This is a genomic window from Chitinophaga niastensis (assembly GCF_003014755.1).
Taxonomy (GTDB): domain Bacteria; phylum Bacteroidota; class Bacteroidia; order Chitinophagales; family Chitinophagaceae; genus Chitinophaga; species Chitinophaga niastensis.
In genome coordinates, this window is sequence record NZ_PYAW01000006.1 from 157,233 (window position 1) to 171,238 (window position 14,006).

11 protein-coding genes are annotated in these 14,006 nt (G+C 44.5%); 5 read left to right on the forward strand and 6 right to left on the reverse strand.

The annotated features are described in order from the left end of the window. Nucleotides 1–4: 4 nt before the first annotated feature. The 5 genes from CLV51_RS23410 to CLV51_RS23430 all read right to left on the reverse strand — a co-directional run bounded on the left by CLV51_RS23410 (nt 5) and on the right by CLV51_RS23430 (nt 6,515). A complete protein-coding gene (locus CLV51_RS23410; RefSeq protein ID WP_106530527.1) occupies nt 5–3,451 on the reverse strand; it encodes a hypothetical protein in 3,447 nt (1,148 codons plus the stop codon). Nucleotides 3,452–3,464: 13 nt separating this feature from the next. Beyond that, nucleotides 3,465–3,917 (reverse strand): hypothetical protein, encoded by a 453-nt coding sequence (locus CLV51_RS23415; RefSeq protein WP_106530528.1) that lies wholly within the window; start codon nt 3,915–3,917, stop codon nt 3,465–3,467. Between the two features lie 13 nt (nt 3,918–3,930). Beyond that, a complete protein-coding gene (locus CLV51_RS23420; RefSeq protein ID WP_106530529.1) occupies nt 3,931–4,317 on the reverse strand; it encodes a hypothetical protein in 387 nt (128 codons plus the stop codon). Between the two features lie 137 nt (nt 4,318–4,454). Beyond that, complete coding sequence (locus CLV51_RS23425) at nt 4,455–5,105, reverse strand: response regulator transcription factor (RefSeq protein WP_106530530.1); 651 nt, start codon at nt 5,103–5,105, stop codon at nt 4,455–4,457. Between the two features lie 474 nt (nt 5,106–5,579). Then, the gene (locus CLV51_RS23430; RefSeq protein ID WP_106530531.1) at nt 5,580–6,515 is read right to left on the reverse strand and encodes an IS3 family transposase; all 936 of its coding nucleotides are present in this window, start codon (nt 6,513–6,515) and stop codon (nt 5,580–5,582) included. 758 nt (nt 6,516–7,273) lie between these two features. Here CLV51_RS23430 and CLV51_RS23435 point away from each other — a divergent pair. Then, nucleotides 7,274–8,743, forward strand: a complete 1,470-nt coding sequence (locus CLV51_RS23435; RefSeq protein ID WP_106530532.1) for a serine hydrolase domain-containing protein — start codon at nt 7,274–7,276, stop codon at nt 8,741–8,743. A gap of 222 nt (nt 8,744–8,965) precedes the next feature. On the opposite strand, the gene CLV51_RS23440 is transcribed toward CLV51_RS23435, so the two are convergent. Continuing rightward, nucleotides 8,966–9,532, reverse strand: coding sequence for a dihydrofolate reductase family protein (locus tag CLV51_RS23440; protein ID WP_106530533.1), 567 nt, complete (start codon nt 9,530–9,532; stop codon nt 8,966–8,968). 592 nt (nt 9,533–10,124) lie between these two features. On the opposite strand from CLV51_RS23440, the gene CLV51_RS23445 reads away from it, so the two are divergent. The 4 genes from CLV51_RS23445 to CLV51_RS23460 all read left to right on the forward strand — a co-directional run bounded on the left by CLV51_RS23445 (nt 10,125) and on the right by CLV51_RS23460 (nt 14,005). Then, complete coding sequence (locus CLV51_RS23445; RefSeq protein ID WP_106530534.1) at nt 10,125–11,045, forward strand: helix-turn-helix domain-containing protein; 921 nt, start codon at nt 10,125–10,127, stop codon at nt 11,043–11,045. A 12-nt stretch (nt 11,046–11,057) separates the two neighbouring features. Further along, on the forward strand, nt 11,058–11,831 hold the full coding sequence (locus CLV51_RS23450; protein WP_281261535.1) for an ABC transporter ATP-binding protein: 774 nt from the start codon (nt 11,058–11,060) through the stop codon (nt 11,829–11,831). After that, nucleotides 11,832–12,599 (forward strand): ABC transporter permease, encoded by a 768-nt coding sequence (locus tag CLV51_RS23455; protein WP_106530535.1) that lies wholly within the window; start codon nt 11,832–11,834, stop codon nt 12,597–12,599. A gap of 83 nt (nt 12,600–12,682) precedes the next feature. Then, nucleotides 12,683–14,005: a TolC family protein gene (locus CLV51_RS23460; RefSeq protein WP_106530536.1), complete on the forward strand. Its 1,323-nt coding sequence runs from the start codon at nt 12,683–12,685 to the stop codon at nt 14,003–14,005. Nucleotide 14,006 lies beyond the last annotated feature (1 nt).

Consider the following 14,006-nt stretch of genomic DNA (forward strand, 5'->3'; position numbering starts at 1 on the left):
AGCGTCATTTTTTTACATAAGCAGCATACCAGCCAAGGCTCTCTGGTGGCGCACCCTGATCAGGGTTGCCAAAGAGGAAGAAGCCAATATTGCCTCCTGGTGGAAACGAAAGACTGAGCAGTTTTACTGCAATATTGTTGATCTTCATCAGATAGGCTGCCTTACCGGGACCGCTGCCATCCGCCAGGGATAAGGATACGGAGCCGATGTTCAGTTTTAGTACACCCTGCAGACTGAAGAAAGGCGCCTGCGGATTTACATCAGGGAGCTTCAGTGCGGCAGCAGTGCCACTGCCGCCTACATTCCACGCAGCGAGGAAGGTAGTGTTGAAACCTGCCGCTGACGCCAATGCGCCCAGTGTGCCCATATTGAGTGTGAACACGAGTCCATACCAGTCACCTGAAATACCTTCCTGTGGCTGGTTAATCCATTGTGTTACGTTCAGGAATCCCTGAGATGCAGGCGTATTGTCTTTGGAGCCGGTGGTCATACCAGTGAGCTGTAGCGGGAAATGCCTGTACAGGCTATCATTGCGGGCGGTGCTCTGACCTATGTCTACGGAAAGATGACTGATGTCGAAGCGGAAAGTACGTGTGGACGGTGTTTCCAGCGGAAAGTCCATGTCGAGGTTCAACCCTGCACAGGCAATACCGGCACTGCCCGGCAGCACATTCACTTCACTCCCGAAAGAGAGTATATCAAAATCACTGAGCTTGTTGAAGTTGATGAATCCCCAGCAAGAGAAGACCGACTGCACGATGCCCTGACCGCCGCTTTGTGGCACAGTGGTGCTGAAGGACGCTTTCTGTATTTCTACATCCTGCATAATCGTGCTGTCAAGAAAGATGAGATTGTCATCTGTACTCACAAACGTATACGCCGGAACGCCATTGTGATTTTCACAGGCGCCGCGCAGTATCACGAGGTTGCCCCGGTTCTCTGCTTTTGTTTTCTCACCGAAAAGCCGGTTGATGGTAAGTGCTATATTGCTATTGAAATTCACCACCTTCGCATTGTTGAATAGCACTTTGAGATTGAGCACCCTGAAATCATAATCCACGTCTGTATTGATCACCGCCTCTTTCTTGTATTTTTCGACTGATTGTCCGAGGGAAACAAACACCTGGTCTTCATAATCAATCAAACCAAACAGGGCGCTCACGGGCAACATGGATAGTGCGCCGTTATCATTGTGCACTACGCTCATGTCTATGCCAAAATGGTGCGCATTGAACCGCTGCAGGTCGATACCTGCAAGCAGACCCTGAAGTGCTGCAGGGAAATGTTGCACATCCACTTTGATAGCAAGCGCGAGAACGCCCTGCCACTGTGGGTCTGTAGCCGCTGTATAGAATTTATAGTAGTTGTTGTCCTTATTCACCAGGTAATTATCAATACCTGTTTGCACATACTGCTGTATCCATGTTGATAATAATTCGAGTCCATTGTTGTCCGTCATGTTAAACTGATCCGCCATCGTCCATCCCTGTGGATTGCTGATATGATCTGTCAGTGCACCGTTACGGAATTTGAAGATCAGCACATTGTTGAACTGACCATATACATTCTGCTGCGGCACATCCAGTATAAAAGGCCAGCCGTCCATATACATTTCATTGCTGAAGGAGCCAAGTACAGGAGTGCCGTCAACAGTAGGATTGAAAGAAATAACGTTGAACAGTTGATTGGTCTGTAAGGCGCTTTGTAAGGTATGTCCCAGATCGCTGAAGAAAAGTTTGTAGAGGGGCGACATGTTGCCATCACTCTGCAGATACTGATTGCTGGCCAGTTGCAGTAAGTTCCAGACGCCGCTTGTTTTGTCGGCTTCGATATAAAAGCCTTGTGGGCTTGTGCCCGGTACAATATCAGCGGCTGCAGTTTGCATAGATCTGCGTGCCTGCATCAATTGTTGCTGCTGGCTCGTGCCGATTACATTTTTGCGTTGCGCACTGATGATCTGTAACTCGTATTGTTGAAGGTCAGTAAGTACATTGCTGGAAGTAGCGGCGCCATAGGAAGTCATCGGGAATACGATTGTTTGGGAGAGCGCTCCTGCATTGGGTGTGAAACTGCCTAGTACTTCCTTATCTGTAAACACATCCTGATCAGCCGCAAACAGGGAAGCGCCTACCGGTTGTGCATGATAGATAACGGCGGCATTGCTGCCAGTGCCTTGCTGCATGGTGGCCCATGCAGTCTGGTAGCTGTTGTTGAGCAAGGGAAGCACCTTACCATTCTCATCCAGGTTGGGGGATCCTGCTAATGGAAACCGGTCTGCATATGCAGGTTGTTTTGGTGTGAAACATAGCAGATCGCCGGTGCTGCCATTCACTTCTGGTGTGAAGCTCACACTCTCTGTGCCGGCGAGGCCATTCATGAAGCGCATCTGTTTGTTGCTGTCGAGATAGGGAGCATATTTGCTGTCCAGTACCAGCGTGAAATTGCCGGATGGTATGAGATACCAGGACAGTATATCGGCGGCATCCCGGTGGCTGAATACGAGCAGGGCGCTACCGGGACCGGGATAGTTATCAGTACCATTGATGGAAGACAGATTGACCACAGGTTTCATCTGCAACGGATAACCATAATCAGCGGTATAATAAGTATTGAATAAGGTAGGATTGGAGACAAGGGAATTAGAATTGATGGTTTGTCCCAGCAAGGCAAAGTAAGTTCCTGTCTTATGCATGTTCATCATATCCACAGGATTGATACTTGCCTGGCAGAGTAGCAGGTCATTGAGATTGCCGTCTGGCGCAAGCGGATAGCGGATTGTACAAAGGGAACCATCTGCTGTGCTGTTATAGAAATATTTTATGCTGAGGTCATAGGTTACAGCGGTAAAGTCACGGGCCAGGTTAAAGCCGATGACAAAGCGCAGGCATCCTCTGCCAATACCGGTAAACGGGAGCACCAGCGGCAAAGGTTGCGTAATGGTGCTGGAAGCCACGCTGTTGGCCGTCAGGATGAGTTGTGTAGGAACATCATTGATGTTAAGCAGCAGACGGTCGTTGTCGCTATCAACGGAAAAATAGGTATTGCTGGAACCTATGTACAGTGTTGCATAATTGTGGCCGAAGCTGAAGTTCACTTGCTGCTTGATAGCAAAACCTTTATTGTATTGTGTCAGGAGCAATCTTGTTACATTAGCGGATGAAAGGGCATCATTGGGGGAATTGAGCCACAGGATTGCATTATCAGGTATCCCACCGGAAATGAACTTAATATAGGTCCATATATTCTGTACCAGCGTATCTGCACTGATGGAAGGTGCGTTGTTGGCAAAAAGATAATAGCCTTTGATGACAGCAGTATCGCTGAGGCTGAGGGTGTCTTTGCCGGGGGATGTACCTGATGCCAGCACAAAGGCACACCAGCCGTTATCTTCAGGAGTGGTGTATAGTGATGTATTACCTGAATGTGTGTTGCTGAATGCAAGGGTGCTCATAGTACTCAGCGGTTTATGGTTTTTGCAGGCATGGTGGTGAGATGTCATTGACATACCACGCTGCCAGCAGACCTTTGAAAACAAAACTTCGGTTGTTGCTGTATACGCTGTAACTGAAATCGCCGTTCAGTATGCCCGGCATATCAGGCAGTAAAGGCAACATTTTCAGTAAACCTCTGGCACGTCCTGTCCCCAGCTCCAGATCAAAAATATATGTGCTGTTGGTAGGGGTTAGCTTGCACAGGCCCGCCAGCTGTGTGTTCAGCAGCAATACACAGGTGACGGCATTACCGCAGCTGTCGATCTTATATATTATCTGCAGGTCACCCAGGATGCGTTGTGAGCATTTTCCGGGAGTAGAAAGTACAACAGTGAGGCAATCAGCTTTGGGTTGTTGAGCGTATAGGAGTGAGGAGACAAGCAACAACAGGATAGCACCTGTTGTTGCTGTTGTTTTTACAGGCATCTATCTTATAATATTAATGATGCTCCTGTTTTTCCTTTGTTTTAGCTTTAGCTTTATCACCCGCATCGCCAGTAGCCGTCCAGTCGGCAATGGAGGCTGAGTAAGGGGTCTCGTTTTTTCCTTGTTGATCGGTAGCGGACCCTTCTGCGAAAACGCTGCCATCAACGAATTGCGAAGCTGCGATGAAGGTGGCCTTTTCAAGCGTTACGACCTGTTGTCCTCTTTTATAAGTTACAGGGCCTGCAGTAGGCTGAACAGGTGAAAGGGTTACCTGGCCGAGTTTTCCGGCGGCAGACATGAATTGTACTACTGCTACCTGCATGTTTGATTTTATGCTGACAGTGGTGACAGTGTAAACGGAGTTTACCAGCGGTGTCGTCTGTACATAAGGGAAGCCCATAGTGATAGAATTTAAATGGTTAAGAAAAATTGGGTTTGATTACAATAGTAAAGGTAGGGTGGTTGTTATTCTACATAACCCGTATTTATCCCGTCAGCCATGCGTAATATTACGCTTGTTCTGTCTGTTTTTTTTCTTTATACTTCCACCATATTCTGCCGGATAGCATACACAACAATGCCCGCAGTGCCGCGCACATTCATCTTTTCCATGATCCGCAACCGGTAGCCTTCTACGGTTCTGTTGCTAAGATCCAGCCTGGCGGCTATTTCTTTGGTAACCATATCCTGGCATATCAGCTGAATGATCTGTTTTTCACGCACGCTGAATATCTCCCGCTGCATTGAAGAACGTGGCGCAGAAAAAAGACGCATCGCCTGTGATGCAATAGCACGGCTGTAATAAGGCTTCCTGTTGTATACATCATGAATGGCTTCCAGTATCTCCAGCCTGTCGCATTGCCTGAGCAGAAAGCCCTGCACGCCGGCCTGCAACATGCTGCCCAGCATCGGCACATCGTCCAGCAGTGATAATGCAATGATGTTTACGTTCGGCAGCGTTTTGGGCACATATTGCAGTACCGTTGTGTTGTCGCCAATATCAAATGTGGGATCAGTGAGGAGAATGTCTGGTTGTAGTATAGTAAGCGCGGAAGTAAGCTCGTTGCCATCAGTCGTGGTTCCCAGGAGATCTATATCTGGTGCGGTCTGCAGAATATGCGAAAGCCCTTCAAGATATACTTCCTGGCGGTCAGCAACGAATAGGCGGATAGGATAGTAATGTTTCATACGCGATGCGATTCCCAGTCAATGTATTTCCTGGGCTGGTTATTTTGAGTAAGTGGCTCCTGACTTATAATCTTGCATGCATACCGTCTGAAGGAGGTGGCTTCATTATATTATCCGGTTTGTTGAGCATGTCTTTTATCTCTGTAGAGACACTGCAATAAAGATAAGGGAATTTTCATTATCGCATACCGGGAAAAATAACGGTTGATAAGAGCCATTTAGTTATTGGATTAAATACCACGTATAACAGACTTACCAGATGCACTCGAAGCGGCAACTTCTTATAATAACGATTGATGTTATGCTTCAAGCCCGCATCCCGGATCACTACCGGGTATTGAAATATTGAAAGGATTAAAGGACACTTGAAGTACAATAAAATAGTGTTTCCCGTTAGTAGATGTCTTTTTCTCGAATCGCTCATTGTGTTGGGAATTGAAGTACTTCCCATCGGTCAGGCAGCGGTTTCGCAAGTTAAGAAACATTCGGACTTTGGCAATGGGTATGACTGTAGTTGCTGATGCCTGATAGAATTTCATCTGCTGATACAGTTGTACTCTTTGCCAAAGTAGCCCCCCGCAGGGGTTGTGGCTTATTGATACCAGTATAGATCTCTATGGGTGTTTTATAGTCGAGTGACTGATGGAACCGCTGCTCATTATAAAACAGAAAAAATCTCCGCAAACCCTTTAGTAACGCCAGTACATTGTCGTACTTCAACCGGTACAGGTGTTCGTACTTGACCGTCCTCCACAATCTCTCGATGAAGATATTATCAATCGCACGTCCTTTGCCATCCATGCTAATACGCACTCCCTGCCCTTTTACTTTTTTCGTATAGGCGTCAGCGGTAAACTGGCTTCCCTGATCTGAGTTAAGTATTTCTGGCTTGCCATATGTATCCACAGCGCTTTGCACGATATCAATACACCATTCTGCTGTCATCTGATTGTTCACTCCCCAGCCAACCACAAACCGGGAATACATATCTATCACGGCGCACAAATACATAAAGCCATCCTTCATCGGCACGTATGTGATATCAATCTCCCACACATGATTCGGCCTGGTCACTTTTAAACCAGTGAGCAGATAAGGGTATTTTAAGGCGACAGGATTGGGCCTGGTTGTTCGTGGCTTACAGTATACGGTTTTCCATCCGACGACCCGCATAAGCCTGCGAATGCGTTTCTCGTTGACCTGGTAGCCCAGCTCACGAAGCAGTATGCGCAAACGCAGCACACCGTAAAATGGTGTGTTCATGTACTGTTCGTCCAGTACACGCATGATGGCGAGGTTCTCTTGGCTCTCGCCTATTGGCCTGTAGTAGACATTGCTGCGATGGATGGAATACATCTTGCATTGCGCGGCGATAGATAGTTGCGGATGGCAGCAATCGATCAGCGCCATCCGATCTTTCAGCGGCACTATCGCAATTTTTTTTTAAGCTGCACATTTTCCATTGTGAGCTGCCCGATAGTCATCTGCAAATCATCGATCTCCTTTTGGCAATCATCATAAGCCTCAGTTTTACCTTTTGTAAAAAGCATCACTGCGTTATCGCGCACTATGTTACGCCAAAGGTTAACCTGAGTTTTATTAATCTTATGCTTCTGTGCAACTGCTTCGGCAGTGGTTAGTTGGGAAAGCGCGCCCAGCGATACTTTGGCCTTGAAGTCAGGAAGGTAGATTTTCTTTGTTTTTTTTCATTTAAACAGGTTAGTAAGTGATTAAGAGTATCACTACCTGTCCGATTTTAGGGGAGTATTATACCACTCATTAGGCGTAGAGGAACGAATCAGTAATGTAAAAGCGAACAATACTAACCTTTCAAACTTCATTTATGAGTATTAAATCCCAACCAGTAAACATCTTACTTGAATTGCATACTGACTTTTCCAAGTTACCGGTTCTCTTTCGGGAGCGTGTTTGTGAGGAATGTAATTATAGTACTCCTACTTTCTACAGGAAGATGAGGGGAATGGATAGGCGGGTTGAGGCAAGTCATCTGCAAGACAAAAAATATCGCTAATTTTAGAGTAGTCAATCACAAGTAGTTACGTATAATTACTTGATAATAAGATACTTAAATACACCTGATTTTTTGTGATTGACTAGCTTTTCTTCATAAAATTAATTGAACTCAGGTTACTAAGAAAATAAAACACATGACATTAAAAACTTTTCCCTTCATCCTTAGTGCTCTTCTTTTTTTTCAAAATTCAATTTCTTCAAAATTATTTGCACAAACAGAAAGCCCAATTTCAAAAGAACTTGAAGATAAAATTAAACAAGTTGAAAATAATTTAGTTCCTTGGGTAAAAGATCAAGATAGCTTAAAATTTTCCATTAAGGACAGGATGGCCAAGTACAATATAAATGGATTGAGTATTGTGGTCATAAAAAATTATAAAATAGAATGGGCAAAAGGTTATGGCTGGGCAAATGTTGAGAAAAAACAACCAGTTACAACAAAAACATTATTCCAAGCTGGATCAATAAGTAAATCATTAAATGGGGTTGGCATATTAAAATTGGTTCAAGACAAAAAATTAGATTTAAATGTTGATATAAATAATTATTTAATCACGTGGAAATTCCCTTATGACTCTTTATCAAAAAACAAAAAAATAACAATTGCAAATCTTTTAAGTCATACTGCAGGTTTATCGGTTCATGGCTATGGTGGCTATATGAAAGACGAGAACATTCCTTCAATCTACGATATACTAGATGGCAGAAAACCTGCAAATTCGGAGGCTGTGCATTCAATTTATGAGCCAGGAAAAATTTCAGAATACTCCGGTGGAGGCATAACAATATCCCAATTGATATTAACTGATATAACCAGGAAGAAATATGAGGATTACATGTGGAGCCAGGTATTAAAACCTATGGGAATGACTCAAAGTTTTTTTAATCAGCCTCCACCTGAAAGCAAAAAAAACTTGTTAGCATCAGGATATCTATCTGATGGGAAAGAAATGGTTGAAGGAAATTATAATATTTACCCTGAAAAAGCGGCTGCCGGACTTTGGACTAATCCAACTGACCTGGGCAAATACGTTATTGAAACACAACTGTCTTTAAAAGGAAAATCTAATAAAGTCCTTTCTCAAGAGATAACCAAATTAAGACTCACCCCTTACATAGATCATGAAAGCGGTTTAGGAGTATTTATAAAACAAAAAGGAGATGAAAAATATTTTACACATAGCGGAGGAACAAAAGGATTTATATGTGAGTATATAGGAAGTTTTGAAAATGGAAATGGGGTTGTTGTAATGACCAATTCCGGAAATCCTGGAATCTCTACAGAAATCATTAATAGTGTCAGTATTGTTTATGAATGGACGGGCTTTTATAATCCAACTATAAAAAAAACAATTTCATTATCAGATGCTGTGATGCAAAAATACATAGGAGAATATATGTGGCATGGAAAATCTGTATCTATCCTAAAGGAACAAAATGAATTATGGTTAAATGCTCCTGTTAAAAGCAAATTGTATTTCACTTCTGATTATGATTTTTATATAAACGAAAAAGAAATGGATTATAAATTCATTGAAGATTCAAATGGTTTTGTAAATGGATTTAATGATACAAATAATATAAAAGTTGAAAAGATCAAGTAAAAGACAGAAATTGGAAAAGGCTACTGAAAATCAGTGGCCTTTTTATTTTGGTCGAACTTTTTCAGCGCATACGCTTTTAGCTTACCTTCCTTTACAAAGAACAACATGTCTTTGCAAAAACAGGCCAATTTTTACTACACTATTTTGCTTTTTCCAGCCAATTATTCACATTTGGAGCACCTTTGTAATGACGGCGTTGAACGATGCAACTCAGACCCTGGCCTATACCGGCAGGTATTTATTGAGTACTTTCCCATTTTTGTAAGAGGTTGAACTATCTAATTTCAGCAATTTTTTCTCCTTAAAAATTGAAAGTCCGTTCACGATTGCAACCGGGTTCCTGAAAATAAAATATTCATCAATGAGGTTCTGGCTGATCAGCGAACTTACAAAATTGGCACCGCCATAAACAATAATATCCTTGCCCGGTTCTTTTTTCAGCGCCTGTACCGCAGCAGCCAGGTCTCCGTTTTCCACTTCTAAGTTCCTGCCGTTGATGGCTGTTTGTGTGCGGCTGAAAACAATCTTGCGCATATTTACCATTCGTTGCGCCAAAGATTGTTCCAGGCTGTCGGGCTGGTTGTCGACCACATTTTCCCAGTGATCGATGAATTCCCGGGTCATTTTGCGTCCCAGCAAAATGGTATCGCAGCTGTCGGCCAGCTCAAGTACTTGCCGGGCAACAGATTCATCCCGTTTACCGGGCATCCACATCCAGTCCAGCTGGCCATCCGGCCCGGCCACAAAACCATCAATGGTCATTTGTACCTGTAGTTTTAATTTTCGCATAGAAATCTTTTTTCAAAAGTGATTGTTTAAACGCCTTCAAGTCGTTTGATTTGAAGGCGTTTTTGTGTTCAATAATTTTCAAGATCAATTGTCTTATTTGAAGACAACTCCGATGCAATAGCGAAATGGTTTGCTATCAGGTTAGCGGTTGAACAAAGTTAATACGGACGGATTTCTCATATCAGGGGTATTTGCGCCAATATGAAGGTTTTTTGCGACTATTTGCATGTATGCAAAGCGAGAATAAACATAATCGGACGGGATTATCTTAAGGTATTTTCATTTTTGCGCGGGGTAATCAAATGGCTGAAATCTGAATGATATACTTCCATCAGTGTTCTTCCATCCGCCATAAATATATTTTATTCCTGCCTTCAATTTGACTTCACTATCTGATGGCAAGCTCGTAGCAGGTGGTTTTCTGTTCACAAGAGAAGTATTCACCTTAAATCCCGGCGTACACTACTGATAGTTGTTAAATAACAACTGTAAGTAGCGTAAATACAACTATAAGTTTTGGCATTTTTTTGATTCTGGAAATACATCCGAATACCTTTGTAGTGTCGAAAAAATAAATAAAAAGACAGTATTTATGTTAAACACTAATAATATGATTGGTAATAAAATTGCCGAAGCACGAAAGAAAATAAATATTTCTCAAGCCGAGCTTGCTCAGCGTCTATTCATCAGTTCTCAGGCAGTCGGAAAGTGGGAGCGCGGAGAATCAATGCCGGACATCACTACTTTTAACCGTCTCGCGGAAATTCTGGGTGTTGACCTTAACTATTTTTCAGAAAGCTTCCAATCTAAGACCACTGAGGTGGCGCCCGTTGAGCTCTTGGTTAAACGATCCGCTGAATTGCCATCCGGAAAGCAGGAGAAAAAGCTTAGCTGGGATATGTCAAACGGAAACTGGGTGGACGCTGACTTTTCCGGATTGAAAAATCTGCATGAAAAATTCGGCTCCTCCAACATGCAGCGCTGCAAGTTTATCGGTTCAGAATTGTCGGGACTTCTTCTAAAAAGCAATAATGTTGATAGCTGTGACTTCTCAGGTTCCGACATCAGCAGCAGCCACATTCAGAATTCCAGCTTAGTCAACAATATATTTAAAAACAGTTCCCTGAGAGAAGCCGAATTTTCAGGAAGCCATATCAAAGGCTGCGATTTTTCTGATGCCGATTTTACCGGAGCGGTGTTTAAATCTTGTGCCTTCGAGAAAAACACAGTGGCAAATGCAGTGTGGAATCGCACCTCTTTTATTGGTACAGCGATTGCCGATATGGTCTTCGATGGTACATTGGAAGACTGCTATTTTGAAAACAGCGCATTTACCAGGGTGACATTCCAGCATGCAACGCTTATTAATACTTTCTTTAAGTGTAATACTTTCTTTAAAAAGAAGAGTTTGAAAGGGCTTCGGTTTATAGACTGTCAGGCAGATCGGTTGACCTACGAGTTCCTGAAAAGCGGGAAAGCGGATTTAACTGGTATCACATTGTTAACAGCATAAAAGAGGAAATGAATGATGTCGCAAAATGAAATCGCCATCTCGGCGCAAGGGTTGAAAAAATCCTATAAAAACATCCCCGTGTTAGAAGGAGTAGATTTTGAAGTGAAAACAGGCAGTATTTTCGCCCTGCTTGGCTCCAATGGTGCAGGCAAGACAACGATTGTCAAAATCCTCGCCACGCTGCTGAAACAAGACAGCGGAAACGTTACTGTAAACGGATTCGACGTTGCGTCAAAACCCGGCAATGTGCGGCAGTCGATCAGCCTGACCGGACAATTTGCCGCCGTGGACGAGATTTTGACCGGGCGTGAAAATCTCATCATGATCGCTAAGCTGCGGCACCTGAAAAATCCGCATCCCGTTGCGGACGATTTGCTGAAACGCTTCGGTTTGACCGATGCCGCCGACCGCAGGGCATCGACTTATTCGGGAGGTATGCGCCGTAGGCTCGACATCGCCATGAGCCTTGTGGGAAAACCGCCCCTCATTTTCCTCGATGAGCCGACCACCGGGCTTGACCCCGAGGGACGTATGGAGGTTTGGAAGATTGTCAAAGAGCTTGCTGGTAGCGGCACGACGGTATTCCTGACCACCCAGTATCTGGACGAAGCTGAGCAACTCGCCGATAGAATTGCTATTCTTCATAAGGGTAAGATTATCGTGAGCGGCACGCTTGCGGAGTTGAAAAAGCTGTTCCCGCCCGCAAAAGTAGAATATATTGAAAAACAGCCGACACTGGAGGAGATATTTCTTGCCATCATCGGTAAAAAAAAGGAGGAAAATTAAATGGAAACGATAAAGAACTATTTTTTCAGGGATATGGGTGTTATGCTTGGACGTTCCATGCGCCATATTCTTCGCAGCATGGACACCATCATCACGGTTACCATCATGCCGATTATGTTTATGCTTTTGTTCGTTTATGTGTTCGGCGGAGCCATTAAAACCGGAACGGACAATTATGTGAACTACCTGCTACCAGGCATTCTGCTGATTGCCATTGCAACTGGTATATCTTATACGGCTTACCGCCTGTTTATTGATATGCAACGGGGCATATTAGAGCGATTCCACTCCATGCCCATTGCACGTTCCACTGTACTGTGGGGCCACGTGCTGACCTCACTGGTATCCAACGCCATTTCTGTTGTTGTAATCATTCTTGTAGCGCTCATGATGGGCTTTCGCTCGTCGGCGGGGGTACTGTCATGGCTTGCTGTAGCTGGCATACTCGCGTTGTTTACGCTGGCCCTGACCTGGATCGCAGTGATTGCCGGACTGTCTGCAAAATCTGTGGACGGTGCAAGCGCCTTTTCCTATCCCATTATCTTCCTGCCATTTATTAGCTCGGCGTTTGTGCCTACCCAATCCATGCCGGGGCCTGTTCGCGCCTTTGCCGAACATCAGCCTGTGACCTCAATAGTGGAGACCATCCGCGCGCTACTTTCAAACCAGCCGGTAGGCAATGAAATATGGGTGGCTATTGCCTGGTGCGTCGGAATTATGCTCGTGGCTTACATCTTTGCGATGAGAGCGTATCAAAAACGGGTGTAAGAGATTGTTTTTGCGGAGGTGATACAAAACGTTAACCAAACTCCAAAGTTAATACAGACCTAAAAGAAATTTAACTACAAAAAATGAAAACAGTTATCCTATTACTGTTGCTGGCTCTCCATGTCCGGATAGCAGCCGGGCAATCTATGTCTGAAAGTAACAATAGCCAGCCATGGACGGTCGGGAAATGCCTGGAATACACAACCACGCATAATCACGACCTCCTGGCAAAAAACGAGTCGCTGCAGGCAGCCACACAAAGCAGCAAAGCCGCGGCTTCCAGCCTGGCACCCTCCTTCACCGTGAAAGCGGAAATAGATCATTACTGGAAAATTCCGGTGCAGATCTTTCCCGGACAATTACTGAATCAACCCGCAGGCACTTTCATTCCGGTAAGAATGGGTACTCCCTGGATGGGCAACTATGGCGTGGATGCAGACCTTCCCCTCGTAGATGTACAAACCTGGCAGCAGATTAAACTGGCCCGGCTACAACAACAGGCGGAAAAAAACGAATATTACTCCCTGCTGCAAACATTACTAAAAAACACGCGCATCGCTTATTACAGCGTACAACAACAGCAGGAATATGTGGCCGTTACTGCCAAACTATACGGGAACTACCAGCATATCCATCAGCTCATCACCCTCCAGTTCGAAAAAGGACTCGCCGATAAAATAACGCTCAATCAATCCGCTACCCTGCTGAAAAACCGCGAAATAGACGCTGTTAAAGCGGCTACCGCTTTACAACAGGGTTACCTGGACCTGAAATTCTGGATGGGGTATCCACTGGAAGATTCCCTGCCGCTGGCGCCCACAGGGGACTTACCGGCACTCACTGTTACCGGTTTCAATAACGTACTCCTGCCCGGCTATGAGGCAGAACAATCAAAAGTAACACTCGCCAAACAGCAATACCAGACTTCCCGGGCAGAACTATATCCCAGTCTGCATCTGAAAAGTACCTGGGAACAACTGGGCTTTGGAGAAAAAACTGATTTCATCACCCGCTCTCCCTGGTTCAGCGTAGGTTTCGTGGGGATAAAACTTTCCATGCCCCTATCTCTCAGTAGGATCGCCTATAAGCCCCGTGCACAGAAAGCCCGCTGGCAAGCCGCTGATCAACAGTTCAAAAGCTACACCGCCGGACAGGAAAAAAAATACCAGCAGGAAAAAGCAGCACTGGAACAGGCAGCTCAAAACATTCGCCTGCAACAGGACAACATCCGGTTCTCAGAAGAAAACGAAATACTCAGCACGAGAAAAATAGATAAAGGCATCATTGATATGATCCAGCTGAAAGAAGTGCAGAAAGACCTGTATGAAGCACAGGAAAAACTGAATGAAGCCAGGATGGACTTCTTCCGGCATTATACAGAAATTAATTATTTACAAAATAAATAGC

What these genes read in the sequence shown, in the direction of transcription:
- CLV51_RS23410 (WP_106530527.1), bottom strand. Translation starts at nt 3,451, where the DNA reads ATGAGCACCCTTGCATTCAGCAACACACATTCAGGTAATACATCACTA.
- CLV51_RS23415 (WP_106530528.1), bottom strand. Translation starts at nt 3,917, where the DNA reads ATGCCTGTAAAAACAACAGCAACAACAGGTGCTATCCTGTTGTTGCTT.
- CLV51_RS23420 (WP_106530529.1), bottom strand. Translation starts at nt 4,317, where the DNA reads ATGGGCTTCCCTTATGTACAGACGACACCGCTGGTAAACTCCGTTTAC.
- CLV51_RS23425 (WP_106530530.1), bottom strand. Translation starts at nt 5,105, where the DNA reads ATGAAACATTACTATCCTATCCGCCTATTCGTTGCTGACCGCCAGGAA.
- CLV51_RS23430 (WP_106530531.1), bottom strand. Translation starts at nt 6,515, where the DNA reads ATGGCGCTGATCGATTGCTGCCATCCGCAACTATCTATCGCCGCGCAA.
- CLV51_RS23435 (WP_106530532.1), top strand. Translation starts at nt 7,274, where the DNA reads ATGACATTAAAAACTTTTCCCTTCATCCTTAGTGCTCTTCTTTTTTTT.
- CLV51_RS23440 (WP_106530533.1), bottom strand. Translation starts at nt 9,532, where the DNA reads ATGCGAAAATTAAAACTACAGGTACAAATGACCATTGATGGTTTTGTG.
- CLV51_RS23445 (WP_106530534.1), top strand. Translation starts at nt 10,125, where the DNA reads ATGTTAAACACTAATAATATGATTGGTAATAAAATTGCCGAAGCACGA.
- CLV51_RS23450 (WP_281261535.1), top strand. Translation starts at nt 11,058, where the DNA reads ATGATGTCGCAAAATGAAATCGCCATCTCGGCGCAAGGGTTGAAAAAA.
- CLV51_RS23455 (WP_106530535.1), top strand. Translation starts at nt 11,832, where the DNA reads ATGGAAACGATAAAGAACTATTTTTTCAGGGATATGGGTGTTATGCTT.
- CLV51_RS23460 (WP_106530536.1), top strand. Translation starts at nt 12,683, where the DNA reads ATGAAAACAGTTATCCTATTACTGTTGCTGGCTCTCCATGTCCGGATA.